General features: G+C 73.5%; 9 protein-coding genes. 2 read left to right on the top strand and 7 right to left on the bottom strand.

The genetic code is table 11. The annotated features are described in order from the left end of the window. Positions 1-122 precede the first annotated feature (122 nt). The 7 genes from AC07A4_RS39135 to mce form a co-directional block, all read right to left on the bottom strand. Positions 123-965: an ABC transporter permease gene (locus AC07A4_RS39135; protein WP_478608756.1), complete on the bottom strand. Its 843-nt coding sequence runs from the start codon at positions 963-965 to the stop codon at positions 123-125. Positions 966-1,171: 206 nt separating this feature from the next. After that, the gene (locus AC07A4_RS39130) at positions 1,172-2,338 is read right to left on the bottom strand and encodes an ATP-binding cassette domain-containing protein (protein ID WP_478608726.1); all 1,167 of its coding nucleotides are present in this window, start codon (positions 2,336-2,338) and stop codon (positions 1,172-1,174) included. 1,254 nt (positions 2,339-3,592) lie between these two features. Continuing rightward, positions 3,593-4,363 carry an ABC transporter permease gene (locus tag AC07A4_RS39125; protein ID WP_478608724.1) on the bottom strand — a complete coding sequence of 257 codons (771 nt, stop codon included), beginning with the start codon at positions 4,361-4,363 and terminating at the stop codon, positions 3,593-3,595. 6 nt (positions 4,364-4,369) lie between these two features. Continuing rightward, a complete protein-coding gene (locus AC07A4_RS39120) occupies positions 4,370-5,374 on the bottom strand; it encodes an ABC transporter ATP-binding protein (RefSeq protein WP_478608722.1) in 1,005 nt (334 codons plus the stop codon). A gap of 149 nt (positions 5,375-5,523) precedes the next feature. Beyond that, positions 5,524-6,459 (bottom strand): cellulose-binding protein, encoded by a 936-nt coding sequence (locus AC07A4_RS39115; RefSeq protein WP_478608720.1) that lies wholly within the window; start codon positions 6,457-6,459, stop codon positions 5,524-5,526. Positions 6,460-6,642: 183 nt separating this feature from the next. Then, on the bottom strand, positions 6,643-10,659 hold the full coding sequence (gene scy / locus AC07A4_RS39110) for a polarized growth protein Scy (protein WP_478608718.1): 4,017 nt from the start codon (positions 10,657-10,659) through the stop codon (positions 6,643-6,645). A 210-nt stretch (positions 10,660-10,869) separates the two neighbouring features. Then, positions 10,870-11,310 carry a methylmalonyl-CoA epimerase gene (mce, locus tag AC07A4_RS39105; protein WP_478608715.1) on the bottom strand — a complete coding sequence of 147 codons (441 nt, stop codon included), beginning with the start codon at positions 11,308-11,310 and terminating at the stop codon, positions 10,870-10,872. 148 nt (positions 11,311-11,458) lie between these two features. Here mce and AC07A4_RS39100 point away from each other — a divergent pair, with 148 nt between their 5' ends. Then, positions 11,459-12,661 carry an acetyl-CoA C-acetyltransferase gene (locus tag AC07A4_RS39100; RefSeq protein WP_478608713.1) on the top strand — a complete coding sequence of 401 codons (1,203 nt, stop codon included), beginning with the start codon at positions 11,459-11,461 and terminating at the stop codon, positions 12,659-12,661. Between the two features lie 59 nt (positions 12,662-12,720). Further along, positions 12,721-13,677, top strand: a complete 957-nt coding sequence (meaB, locus tag AC07A4_RS39095; protein ID WP_478608710.1) for a methylmalonyl Co-A mutase-associated GTPase MeaB — start codon at positions 12,721-12,723, stop codon at positions 13,675-13,677. Positions 13,678-13,901 lie beyond the last annotated feature (224 nt).

Below are 13,901 nucleotides of genomic sequence, written 5' to 3'. Positions count from 1 at the left end.
CCCCCCCCCCCCCCCCCCCCCCCCCCCCCCCCCCCCCCCCCCCCCCCCCCCCCCCCCCCCCCCCCCCCCCCCCCCCCCCCCCCCCCCCCCCCGCCGCCGTGCGCGTGCGGTGCGGGTACGGGTCAGACGTCCCGCTTCTCCAGGAGCGCGAAGGCGCCCGCCACGGCCGCCGCCGTGACGATGACGAGCAGCGTGAGCTGCCCGCCGCCACCGCCTTCGAGGGTCTCGTCGAGCTTGAAGATCTCGGCGAGCGAGGTGATGGCGTTGTACTTCTCCATCTTCTCGCCCAGCGGCTGGGTGCTCTCCCAGATGCCCAGGAACGCGGGCATGATCGCCGGGACGAGGACGATGCCGAGCATCGTCGTGATCGCGCCCGCGGAGTGGCGCAGCATCGAGCCGACGGACAGGGCGAGCACGCCGAGCAGGGAGACGTACAGGCCGCCCTTGAAGACCGTGTCGATCCAGCCGACGTCGCCCGTGCCGGGGCCGCTGTGCGCGCCCGAGGCGACCAGGCCCACGAAGAAGATGGAGCCCGCGGAGGCAACGAAGGCGATCACGAAGAAGATCAGGGCCTTGGCGGCGAACACCCGGTAGCGCTGCGGCGAGGCCGTGAACGTCGTACGGATCATGCCCGTGCCGTACTCCGACGACGTCACCAGGACACCCAGGGTGATCAGGCAGATCTGGCCGAGGATCAGGCCGAAGAACGCCGGGATGGTGAACGGCACGTCCACGTAGTCGTCGGTTTCGGTGTTCGCGATCGCGAGCAGGCCGATGCCGATCACCAGGAACAGGAAGATGCTCAGCGTCCACACCGTCGAGCGGACCGACTTGATCTTCGTCCACTCCGAGGCGAGGGCGTTCCCGAGGTGGGTCTTGCGGACCGGGATCGGGGACGTGTACGCGGCGCTCATCGCCTGCTGCCACGCCGAGGGCGGCGCGGGCGCGGCGGGCGCGGGCGCCATCGGGACGCCACCAGCGCCCGGCAGGGGCGCGCCGTGCGGCGGAGTGCCGTGCGGCGGCTGGGGCGCGGTGGCGACGGCGGCCGGTGCCTGCGCGGGCGCGGGCGCGGTGGCGGGCGGCTGCGGGGCGGCCGGGGCCGGGGCCTGGGCCGGGGCGGCCGGGGGCTGCTGGGGCTGCGCCTGCGGCTGCTGCGGAGTCGGAGGCGTGGTCATCGGGCTTCCTCGCTGTCGCGCTTGGTCATGTCGGGGGCGGCGGGGGCGGGCGCCTGCGGGGCGGCGGCGTACGGGTTCGGCTGCGTGCCGTCCGGAGCGCCGGGCAGGCCCTGCGGCATCGCGAAGGGCTGACCGCCCTGCTGGGGCGGCGGCGGGGCGTACCAGCCGGGCTGGCCCTGGCCCGGCACCGGCGGCTGCGGCAGCGCGCCGGGCGCGTGCTGCTCCTGCAGGCCCGTGCGCTGGTCGATCGTCGAGCGGTAGTCCACGGCGCCCTGCGTCATGCGCATGTACGCCTCCTCCAGGGACGCCTGGTGCGGCGACAGCTCCCACAGGCGGACGTCGGAGCCGTGCGCGAGGTCGCTGATGCGGGGCAGCGGCAGGCCCGTGACGCGCAGCGCGCCGTCCGGCTCGGGCAGCACCTGGCCACCGGCCTCGGTGAGCGCGGCCGTCAGCTTCTCGCGCTGCTGCGGCTCACTGTCGGGGGTGCGGACCCGCGCGAAGTCGGCCGAGTTGTGCGAGATGAAGTCCCGGACGCTCATGTCGGCGAGCAGCTGGCCGCGCCCGATGACGATGAGGTGCTCGGCGGTCAGCGCCATCTCGCTCATCAGGTGCGAGGACACGAACACCGTGCGGCCCTCGGCGGCGAGGGATTTCATCAGGTTGCGGACCCAGAGGATGCCCTCGGGGTCCAGGCCGTTGACCGGCTCGTCGAAGAGCAGCACCTGGGGGTCGCCGAGCAGCGCGGCGGCGATGCCGAGGCGCTGGCCCATGCCGAGCGAGAAGCCCTTGGAGCGCTTCCGGGCCACCTCCTGCAGGCCGACCACGCCGAGGACCTCGTCCACGCGGCGGGCCGGGATGCCGGACAGCTGCGCGAGGCACAGCAGGTGGTTGCGGGCGTGCCGGCCGCCGTGCACCGCCTTCGCGTCGAGGAGGGCGCCGACCTGGCGGGGGGCGTTCGGCAGCTTGCGGTACGGGTAGCCGCCGATCGTCACCTGCCCCGCCGACGGGGCGTCCAGGCCCAGGATCATCCGCATCGTCGTCGACTTGCCGGAGCCGTTGGGGCCAAGGAAGCCGGTCACGGTGCCGGGTCGCACCTGGAAGGAAAGGTTGTACACGGCTGTCTTGGCGCCGTAGCGCTTCGTCAGGCCGACTGCCTCGATCATTCTCCGCACCCATCGAATGGTTCAGGACGTCGGGGCACACGCCCCCGTAAGGGTTAGGAGGATATCCGGGCGCTGACGGTTCCGGCCAAGAGCGGGTAAAAGGCGGCGGTGCGGTTGCCGCGGGGGCGGCGGGGGGTGGGGGCCCTTCCCACCCACCCACCCGTACACCTGCGGCTTTGCCCGGGCGCCCCCCGACCTGGCGGCTCGCGGCTGGGTGGTCACGTCTTCCGCTGCTGTCGCGGCGGGTGTTTCCCACCCGCCCGCCCTTACGGCTGCGGCTTTGCCCGGGTGCCCCCCGACCTGGCGGCTCGCGGCTGGGTGGTCACGTCTTCCGCCGCTGCTGCGGCGGGTGTTTCCCACCCGCCCGCCCTTACGGCTGCGGCTTCGGCTGGGTGCCCCCCGGCCTGGCGGCTTGTGGCTGGGTGGTCACGTCTTCCGCCGCTGTCGCGGCGGGGTTTTCCCGCCCGCCGTTACAGCTGTGGCTTCGGTTGGGTGCCCTGCGGCCTGGCGGCTTGCGGGTGGGTGGTCATGTTTTCCGCTGCTGTCGCGGCGGGTGTTTCCCGCCCGCCCTTACAGCTGCGGCTTCGGCTGCGCGGCCCCCGACCTGGCGGCTCGCGGCTGGGTGGCCATGTTTCCCGCCCGTCCTTGCGGCTGCGGCTTCGGCTGGGGGCCCCCGACCTCGCGGCTCTCGGGTGCGTCGTTGTGTTTTCCGCCCGCTCGCCCCTGAAAGGGGCGGGCGGGCGGGGAGTGCGAGCGCGGTAGCGCGGAGCCAGGCGCGGGTGGACGGCGGCGGAGGCGAGGCCGTTCGGGGCCGCCAGGCGTCCGCCGTCCGCTGCCCGGGGCCGCCGCTTGGGGCCCGTCGCCCGGAGCCCCGCGCCCGCCGCTCGCTGCCCCGCGCCCCGCCTCTCGCCGCCCGCCGCCCCGCACCCGCCGTCCGGCACCGTGCGTGGGGGGGAGGGCGGGTGGGTGGGAGAAGAGGTGAGGCGAGAACGGGAGGGGAGGAGAAGGGGAGGCGAGGCGAGGGGGACGAAAACCCGAGGGGAGGCGAAGGGAAGCGCGGGGGAGGCGAGGCCGCTCAGGCCGCCCGGCATCCGCAGCCCGGGGCCCGCAGCCCGGGGCCCGCAGCCTGGGGCCCGCAGCCCGGCGTCCGCAGCCTGGGGCCCGCAGCCCGGGGCCCGCAGCCCGGGGTCCGCCGCCCGGGGTTCCCCAGCCCGGCGTCCAGGGCCCGCCGCCCCGAGGCGTGGCACGGGTGTGTTAGGCGTCGCGTTTGCGGAGTAGGGCGTAGCCGGCCAGGAGGGCCGCCGTCGTCCAGGCCAGCATGATGGCGAGGCCGCCCCAGGGCCCGTACGGAGTGTCGTCGTCGAAGGGGGTCTTGACCTGCATGATCTTGCTGCCGGCCTGGTCGGGCAGGAAGCGGCCGACCTTCTTCGTGGCGGACACGTTGCCGAGGATGTTGGAGATCAGGAAGAAGAACGGCATCAGGATGCCGAGGGACAGCATCGGGCTGCGCAGCATCACGGCCACGCCCATGGAGAACAGCGCGATCAGCGTCATATAGAGCCCGCCGCCGATGACGGCGCGCAGCACGCCCGGGTCCCCGATCTGCGCCTTGTGCTCGCCGAGCATCGCCTGACCGGCGAAGAAGGCGACGAAGCTGGTGGCGATGGACACCGCGAAGGCGAGCAGCGCGGCCACCGCGACCTTGCAGAAGAGGAACGTGCCGCGCTGCGGCACCGCCGCGAGGGAGGTGCGGATCATGCCGGTGCTGTACTCGTTCGAGACGACGAGGACACCGAAGACGATCATCGCGAGCTGGCCGAGGGACATCCCGGCGAAGCTGATGAAGGTGGGGTCGAAGGTGAGCTTGTCCTCGCGGCTGAGCTTGTCGAAGTCGTTCTTCGACAGGGCGCTGATGAGCATGCCGAGCGCGATCGTGACGACGACGGCGAGACCGAGCGTCCACACGGTCGACGCGACCGAGCGGATCTTCGTCCACTCGGACCTCAGTACCTGGGTCGCGGCCATGCGGCGTCAGTCTCCCTTCCGGCGCGGCTGCCAGCCCTCGCCCCAGCCAGGGCCGGGAGGGGGCTGGGGCGCGGCCTGACCGGTGTCCGCGGCGGCGCCCTGGTGGTCCGCGTGCGCGTGGTACTCCACCGACTCCGCCGTCAGCTGCATGAAGGCCTCCTCCAACGAGGCCTGCTGCGGGCTGAGTTCATGCAGGACCAGGTGGTGCTGGGCGGCCAGCTCGCCGAGTTGTTCGGCGCTCGCGCCGTCCACCTCCAGGGTGCCGTTGCCCGCCTCGACGGCGGTGACCCCGGCCTCGTGCAGCACGTCGAGGAGGCGTTCGCGCTGGGGGGAGCGCAGGCGCACGTACGACCGGGAGTTCTGGCGGATGAAGTCCGACATGGAGGTGTCGGCGAGGAGGCGGCCCTGGCCGATGACGACCAGGTGCTCCGCCGTCAGCGCCATCTCGCTCATCAGGTGCGAGGAGACGAAGACCGTACGGCCCTGCGCGGCGAGGGATTTCATCAGGTTCCTGATCCAGTGGATGCCCTCGGGGTCGAGGCCGTTGACCGGCTCGTCGAACATCAGGATCTCGGGGTCGCCGAGCAGCGCGCCCGCGATGCCCAGGCGCTGGCCCATGCCGAGGGAGAACCCCTTCGCCTTCTTCTTGGCCACGGCCGTCAGGCCGACGGTGTCCAGGACCTCGTGGACACGGGCGCGCGGGATGCCGTTGGACTGCGCGAGGCACAGCAGGTGGTTGAAGGCGCTGCGGCCGCCGTGCATGGCCTTGGCGTCGAGGAGGGCGCCGATGTACGTCAGCGGGTCCTTCAGCTGGGCGTAGTGCTTGCCGTCGATGCGGACGTCGCCCGCGGTCGGGTTGTCGAGCCCCAGCATCATGCGCATCGTCGTGGACTTGCCCGCGCCGTTCGGCCCGAGGAAGCCCGTGACCATGCCCGGTCGCACGGTGAACGTGAGGTTGTTGACCGCCACCTTCTCGCCGTACCGCTTGGTCAGCGCTTCGAGCTCGATCATGCCGTCACCCCGGTCACGCGCACACCTCGATCATGTCGACACGCTAAAACCATGTCGACACGCTAAAACGCGACAAAGCCCCCCGCCACTCGACTTCCGTCTCGTGGCGGGGGGCCCGTCTCGTTCACCCCGTGCTTGGTCGTACCGCGTCAGCGGCTCTGCTGTGCCGGAACCCCCCGCGAGATCGGCTCGTCCTCGGTGGGCGTGCTCGCCGCGGCCACGGCCGCGCCGGTGAGCGTCGCGAGCATCTCGCGGACGTTCGTCAGCTGCGCGTTGATGGAGTCGCGGCGGTTGGTGAGCGCCGCCAGCTCGCGCTCCGATTCGCTGCGGATGCGGTCCGCCTTGGCGTTCGCGTCCGCGACGATGTCCTCGGCCTGACGCTGGGCCGTCTCCACCGTCTGACGGGCGCGGCGCTCGGCGTCCGTGCGCAGCTTCTCCGCCTCCAGGCGCAGCTGCTCCGCGCGGTGCTCGATCTCCGCGAGGCGCTTCTCGGCCTTGGCCTGGCGGGAGGCCAGGTCGCGCTCGGACTGGTCGCGCCGCTTGGCGAGGTTCGTCTCGAAGTCGGCCGCGGCCTGGGCGGCCTTGGCGCGGGTCTCCTCGAAGAGGGCGTCCGCCTCCTCGCGCTTGGACTGCGCGTCCTTCTGCGCCTCGGCACGCAGCGCGTTCGCCTCGCCCTTGGCCTTCTCGACGATGCGGACGCCCTCGTCCTCGGCCTTCGCCTTGCGGTCGGCCGCGAACGACTCGGCGTCGTTGCGCACCTGCTGGGCGGCCGACTCGGCGAGCTCGCGGTGCTGCTCCGCGGCGCGCCGGGCCTCCTCGCGCAGGTCCTTGGCCTCCTCCTCGGCGAGGCGGAGGATCTTCTCGACGCGGGCCCCGAGCCCGGCGTACGACGGCTCAGCGTCGGCGACCTGGGCCTGGGCGTTCTGCGTCTCGAGGTGGAGTTCCTCGATGCGCTTTTCCAGAGCAGTGATTCGGGTGAGAGCGGAGTCTCGGTCGGAGACGAGCTTGGAGATACGTTCGTCCACCTGAGCGCGGTCGTACCCACGCCGCACAAGCTCGAAGCCGTAGGGGGAAGTGTCGCTCATGGGGTTCCTGTCGAATGAGACCGGGTGAGGTGATAGAGGGAATCCTAGGGGGCGTTGCGGCGTGTCATCGAGCGTATGCCCGTTTGATCTGGAGAATGACACCCCTTTTGAGTGGCTAACCGGCAGAGCGCTTGCCAGTGCCAGGGCCGAAGGTCCCTGTGAAGCACGGAAAGGGTTCCGTGGCTAGCCTTCTGACTGCTTGCCACCCGAACGAGTAGCCCCGGCCGCGGCCCCGGCCTTGACGCCGCCGTCCTTGCCGCCGCCCTGCGGCGCCTCAAAGGATTCCAACGCCTCGAGCACGTCCTGGACACGGGAGATCTCCGCATTGATGTCCTCGCGACGCCGGACGAGGATCTCCAGCTCGCGCTTGCCCTCGGTCACGATGTGCTCGGCCTCCGCCTGCGCCTCCGCCCTGATGCGCTCGGCCTCACGCGTCAGCTCGGCCTTCTTCTGCTCGGCCTCCTTGAGCAGCCCCTCGGCCTTCTTCACGGCCGCGATGCGCACCTTGCTGGCCTCCGAGTTGGCGTCCGCCACCAGCTCCTTGGCCTTCGCCTCGGCCTCGGCCCGCTGCTCCTCGGCGGCCTTCACCAGCGCGTCGCAGCGCTCGCCCGCCGACTTCATCGCCTCGGCCGACTCGCGCCGGGCCCGCTCGTGCAGCTCCTCGATCTCCGTGGTGATGCGGTTGCGGTGCTCCTCGGAGCGCTCCCTTATCGCGGTGGCGTCCCGGCGCGCGCCGACGAGCAGCTCGTCCGCGTCCGTACGCGCCTTCTCCACCAGGGTGTTGCCCTCGACCGTCGCCTCGGAGAAGATCCGCTCGGCCTCCTTGCGGGCCGCGCCGACCATCGTGTCGGCCTGCGCCTCGGCGTCCGTCGTCGCCTTCAGCGCCTTCTCCTGCGCGTCGGCGGTCAGCTTCTCGGCCTCGGCCGCGGCCTCCGTGATGAGCTTGTCGACCTGCTCGGCGGCCTCCGTACGGCGCTTGTTCGCGGCCTGACGCGCCTCGTCCAGGGTGCGCGCGGCCTCCTCGCGGGCCTCGGACGTGAGGCGCTCCGCCTCGGCCGCCGCCTCCTGCTTGACGCGCTCGGACTCCGCGCGGACGCGCTCAGCGTGCTGCTGTGCCGAGCCCACCGCCTCGGCGCCCTCCGCGCGCAGCCGCTCGGCGTCCCCGGTCGCGTCCGAGATCAGCTGCTCGGCCTTGGCCACCGACTCGGCGCGCACGCGCTCGGCCTCGGCGGCGGTCTCCGTGGTGAGGCGCTCGGCGGCGGCGACCGACTCGGCCCGCACCCGCTCGGCCTCGGTGATCGCCTCGGTACGCACCCGCTCGGCCTCGGCGGCCGTCTCCGTGGTGAGGCGCTCGGCCTCGGCGATCGCCTCGGTGCGGACGCGCTCGGCCTCGGTCGCGGTCTCGGTGGTGAGGCGCTCGGCCTCGGAGCGGGCCTCGCCGATCAGCGTGTCCGCCTGGTTGGCGGCGTCGCTGCGGATGCGGTTGGCGTCCTCGCGGGCGTCGGCGCGGGTGCGGGCGGCGTCCTGGTCGGCCTGCGCGATGGTGTCCGAGGCCTCCGTGCGCACCCGCTGGGCGTGCTCGGAGGCGTCCGAGCGCATCCGGTCGGACTCCGCGAGCGCCTCCGCGACGGTGTGCTCGGCCAGGGCCTTGGCGGCCTCCGCCGCCTCCGTGGACTCCCGCCGGACGCGGCGCGCGTCCTCGCTGGCCCGCTCCCGCTCGGCGTGCGCGTCGGCGCGGACGCGGTCCGCCTCCTCCTGCGCCTCGGTCCGCGTGCGCTCCGCCGCGTGCTCCGCGGCCGAGCGCAGCCCGGTGATCTCCTCCTGCGCCTGCTCGTGCAGCCCGGCGACGGAGTCCCGTACCGACTGGGCCTGCTGCTCGGCGGCCGACACCAGCTCCGTGGCGCGGGCCTCGGCCTCCTCGACCAGGCGCTCCGCCTCGGCCTCGGCCTCCTCCACGCGCTTGCGCGCCGACGCGAGGAGCTCCTCGCTCCGCTCACGGGCCCGCTCGCGCTCCTGGTCGGCCTCCGCGCGCGCGGAGTCGAGGGTCTCCTCGGCCTCGCGACGGCGCCGGGCCGCCTCCTCCTGCGCGGCCGCGAGGGCCTCGGCGGCCTCGGCCGCGACGCGCTCGGCGGCGGCCGCCGCCTCCGCGCGCACCCGGTCCGCGGTGTCCTGCGCCTCCGTCTTCAGGCGCTCCGCCTCGGCGGCCGCCTCCGAACGCAGCCGCACCGCGACGCTCTCGCCCTCGGCGCGCGCCTGCGAGGCGTCCGCCGCGGCCTCGTCGCGCAGCCGCTCCGCCTCCGCCTCGGCCCCCGACTGCAGGGTGCGAATCCGCTCGGCGGACTCCGTGCGCTGCCGCTCCGTCTCCTCGGCGGCCTCGCGGCGCATGCGCTCGGCCTCCGCGCGCGCGTCGCTCAGCGCCTGCTCGGCCGCGGTGAGCTTCTCCCCGGCCTCCGTGTGCAGCCGCGTCAGCTCCGCTTCGGCCTCGGCCTTGCGGGCCGCCATGACCCGCTCGGCCTCCGCGCGCAGCTCCCGCGCGGCCTCCTGCGCCGCCGCCGTGACGGCCTCGGCCTGCTCGGCGGCCTCCGAGCGGTGCCGCTCGGCCTCCGCCCGGGTGCGCTCCAGGGTCTCCTCGGCCTGGGTGCGCAGCGTCGTGGCCCGCTCGACGGCCTCGGTGCGCACCCGCTCGGCCTCGGTGGCCGCGGCCTTGCGCGCCTCGTCCGCGTCGGCCTTGGCCTTGGTCAGCAGCTCCTCGGCGGAGCGGGCCGCCTCCTCGATCTGCTGGACGGACTCGCGGCGCGCCTCGCCGCGGATCCGCTCGCCCTCGGCGACCGCGTCCGCCCGCAGCTGCTCGGCCTCGCCGCGCAGCCGCCGGGCCTCCTCCTGGAGCTCGACGGTCTTGGCGCGGTACTCCTTGGTGTCGTCCTTCGCCGCGCCCTTGAGCTGCTCGGCGATGTCGTGCGCCTCGCCGCGCAGCCGGTCGGCCTCGGCCTCCGCCTCGGCGCGGACCCGCTCGGCCTCCTCGGTGGCGGCGCGCGTGGTCGCCGTGGCCTCCTCGGAGGCCTTGGTCAGGACCTCCTCGGCGGTCTTCGCGGCCTTCGCGAGCTGCGAGGCGGTCTCCTCGGCGGTGATCGAGCGGGCCTTCTCGGCGGCCTCCGCGATCAGCTTCTCCGCCTCGGCGGCGGCGTCCGCGCGCTTCTGCTCGGCCTCCGCCTTGGCGGCCTCGGCCTCCTTGGTGGCCTCGCCGACGAGCCGGGCGACCTGCTCCTTGGCCGTGCGCGTGCGCTGCTCGCCCGCGGCCTCCGCGGCCGCGAGCTGCTTGGCTGCGGTCTCCTCGGCCTCGGCGACGAGCCGGTCCGCCTGGGCGCGCGCCTCGCGCAGCGCGGTGTCGGCCTCGGCGACGCGCTGCTCGGCGGCGCGGGTCAGCTCGGTGGCCTTGCGGTGCGCCTGGTCGGACTCGGACGCGGTGGACGAGCGCAGCGCCTCCGCGTGGTCGGCGGCCTCCTGGGCCTGCGTGGACGCGGCGTTGAGGAGGCGCTCGGCGTCCGTGCGGGCGCGGCGCAGCAGCGCCTCGGCCTCCGCGCGGGCGCTCTCGGCGTCGGCGGCGAGCCGCTGCCGGGCCGTCTCGGCGAGCCGCTCGGCCTCGGCGCGGGCGGCGGCGAGCGCCTGCTCGGCCTCGCCGCGCGACTCGTCGAGCAGGCGCCGGGCCTGCTGCTCGCTGCGGGCCCGCAGCTGCTCCGCCCACGCCACGTTCTCGTTGACGTGCGACTCGACGGTCTGGCGGCGCTCGTTCAGCTCCTGGTCGAGCTGCTGGCGCCGGGAGACGGCCTCGGAGTGCAGCTCGGACTGGAGCCGCGCCTGTTGCTCGGCGTGCTCCTGGAGGATGCGCTGGGTCTGGGCGCGGGCCTCGCGCAGCTCGCGCTCGGCGTCGGCGCGCAGCTGCTCGGCCTGGATCTGGGCGTTGCGCAGCAGCTGTTCGGCCTGGTAGCCGAGGTCCGCGCTGTCGTAGGCAGGGCGGGACGCGAGGTTGCGGCGCGCCTCGTGCAGCTTGGCGCGCAACACCTCGACCTGGTAGCCGAGGTCCTCGGCGTGCTGGACCGCCTTCTCCCGGTCGGTCTTCAGCCGGTCCATCTCGGCTTCGAACCGTGAGAGATGGTCGGCCTCAGCCGGTCGCCGACTGTCCTGGCTCTCGTAGCCCCGCACTGCGCGGTCCCATCCGTCCCCTGGTCGCAAGTCTTAGACGTACGAGCCTCGCTCGTCTCGCGAACGGGGCCCCCGGGGAATGGTGTCAGATCAACAGCGGAGCTTGGGCTGCCGCCCCGACGCTCGTCCCCCGAAACCCGGACCCCGGCAAGCGACCGCCCAAGGTTCGGACGGCCGCGACTAACCCTACCGGCCCCGAATAGGGGGAGGTCAGTGCTCGGGGTGTTCGGAGGGTGCGGAGGTGACGAGTTCGGTGAGGACGCCGTGGCAGTCCTTGGGGTGCAGGAAGGTGATGCGCGACCCCATGGAGCCAATGCGCGGCTGCTCGTACAGCACGCGGACGCCCTTGTCGCGGATGGCTTCGGAGTCGCCGTCCACGTCCTCGGTGCCGAAGGCGATGTGGTGCACGCCCTCGCCGTTCTTCGCCATCCACTTGCCCACCGCGGAGTCATCGCGGATGGGTTCGAGGAGCTGGAGGTAGGAGGCGCCGCCGTCCGACGTCTCGTTGATCTTGAGCATGGCCTCGCGCACGCCCTGCTCCTCGTTGACCTCGGAGTGGAACACTTCGAAGCCGTACGTCGCGCGGTAGAACTCGACGGTCGCGTCGAGGTCCCGGCAGGCGATCCCAATGTGATCGATTCGCGTCAGCATGCCTCAAGTGCAGCGTCTGTGGGCGTGATTACGCAACGTGCGCGCGATCACACTTGCCTTCCGATGACGCACGCCGTACCGCTCAGTACATTCGAGTAAACCCTCGTTCACATCTCCTCAGCTCCCCAGCTGGAAGGGGCCGTGCCACATGTCTGGAACGACCGGAACCACCTCAGTGATCGTCGCGGGCGCGCGCACGCCCATGGGGCGACTGCTCGGCTCACTCAAGTCCTTCTCCGGCGCGGACCTGGGCGGCTTCGCGATCAAGGCGGCGCTCGACCGGGCCGGGATCGGCCCGGACCAGGTGCAGTACGTGATCATGGGGCAGGTGCTTCAGGCCGGGGCGGGGCAGATCCCGGCGCGGCAGGCCGCGGTCAAGGCGGGCATCCCCATGAGCGTCCCGGCGCTCACCGTCAACAAGGTCTGCCTCTCCGGCCTCGACGCGATCGCGCTCGCCGACCAGCTGATCCGCGCGGGCGAGTTCGACGTCGTCGTGGCGGGCGGCCAGGAGTCGATGACCAACGCCCCGCACCTGCTGCCGAAGTCCCGTGAGGGCTACAAGTACGGCGCGATCGAGATGCTCGACGCGATGGCGCACGACGGCCTCACCGACCCCTTCGAGGCCATCGCCATGGGCGAGTCCACGGAGAAGCACAACAAGCGCCTCGGCATCCAGCGGCCCGAGCAGGACGAGATCGGCGCGCTCTCCCACCAGCGCGCGGCCGCCGCCCAGAAGAACGGCACCTTCGACGCCGAGATCACCCCCGTCGAGGTCCCGCAGCGCAAGGGCGACCCGGTGCTCGTCTCCAAGGACGAGGGCATCCGCGGCGAGACCACCGCGGAGACCCTCGGCAAGCTCCGCCCGGCCTTCGCCAAGGACGGCACGATCACCGCGGGCACGGCCTCGCAGATCTCGGACGGCGCCGCCGCCGTGGTCGTGATGAGCAAGGCCAAGGCCGAGGAGCTCGGCCTCGCCTGGATCGCGGAGATCGGCGCGCACGGCAACGTGGCGGGCCCGGACAACTCCCTGCAGTCCCAGCCGTCCAACGCGATCCGGCACGCCCTGAAGAAGGAGGGCCTGACCGTCGACGACCTGGACCTCATCGAGATCAACGAGGCCTTCGCCGCCGTCGCGGTCCAGTCAATGAAGGACCTCGGGGTGTCGTCGGAACGGGTGAACGTCAACGGCGGCGCCATCGCCCTCGGTCACCCGATCGGGATGTCCGGCGCCCGGCTCGTGCTGCACCTGGCCCTGGAGCTCAAGCGGCGCGGCGGCGGCGTCGGCGCGGCGGCCCTGTGCGGCGGCGGCGGCCAGGGCGACGCCCTCATCCTGAAGGTGGCCAAGGCCTGAGCCCGGCCCTCGCCGACCGCCGCCCAGTCGTCTCACGTACGTAACCGAACGGAGCCGCAATGCAAGACGTCCCCACCCTGGTGGCGCAGGCCCGCGAGGGCAGGCCGCGGGCCGTGGCACGGCTGATCTCGCTGGTGGAGGGGGCGTCGCCGCAGCTGCGCGAGGTGATGGCGGCCCTGGCGCCGCTGGCCGGGCACGCGTATGTCGTGGGGCTCACCGGGTCGCCCGGCGTCGGCAAGTCCACGACGACGTCCGCGCTGGTCAGCGCGTATCGGCGGGCCGGGAAGCGGGTCGGGGTGCTCGCCGTCGACCCGTCGTCGCCGTTCTCCGGGGGCGCGCTGCTCGGCGACCGCGTACGGATGTCCGAGCACGCCTCCGACCCCGGTGTCTACATCCGCTCCATGGCCACCCGCGGCCACCTCGGCGGCCTCGCCTGGTCCGCGCCGCAGGCCATCCGCGTGCTCGACGCGGCGGGCTGCGACGTGGTCCTCGTGGAGACCGTGGGCGTCGGCCAGTCCGAGGTGGAGATCGCCTCCCAGGCCGACACGACCGTCGTGCTGCTCGCGCCCGGCATGGGCGACGGCATCCAGGCGGCCAAGGCCGGAATCCTGGAGATCGGCGACATGTACGTGGTCAACAAGGCCGACCGCGACGGGGCGGACGCGACCGCGCGTGAGCTCAACCACATGCTGGGGCTCGGCGAGTCGCGGGGCCCCGGGGACTGGCGGCCGCCCATCGTCAAGACCGTCGCCGCGCGCGGCGAGGGCGTCGACGAGGTCGTCGAGGCCCTTGAGAAGCACCGGGCGTGGATGGAGGAGCGGGGGGTCCTCGCCACGCGGCGGGTCTCCCGCGCGGCCCGCGAGGTCGAGGCGATCACCGTCACGGCCCTGCGGGAGCGGATCGCCGACCTGCGCGGGGACGTGCGGCTCGGCGCGCTCGCCGAGCGCATCGTGGCGGGCGAGCTCGATCCGTACGCGGCGGCGGACTCGCTGGTGGAGGGCCTGACCTCGGCTTAGCGGGGGCGCGATGCCCGGTTGGTGCCGGTGCCGGTGCCGGTGCGGGGGCGGGTGCGCGGTCGGTGCGGGCGGCTGGCCCGTGCGGCTGGTCCGTGAGGGCGGTCCGTGAGGCCGGTCCGTGAGGGCGCGAAAAAGGTCCCCCGCCGCGGGTGCGGCGGGGGACCTGGGGGACACCCGTCGGGGGATGCCGGGGCCCCGGCGGAGAGGGTTCAGGGGAGTCGCGG

Source organism: Streptomyces sp. NPDC043996, assembly GCF_056435225.1.
The sequence above is the reverse complement of the archived record's forward strand: the minus strand, read 5'-3'. Positions and strand labels throughout refer to the sequence as shown.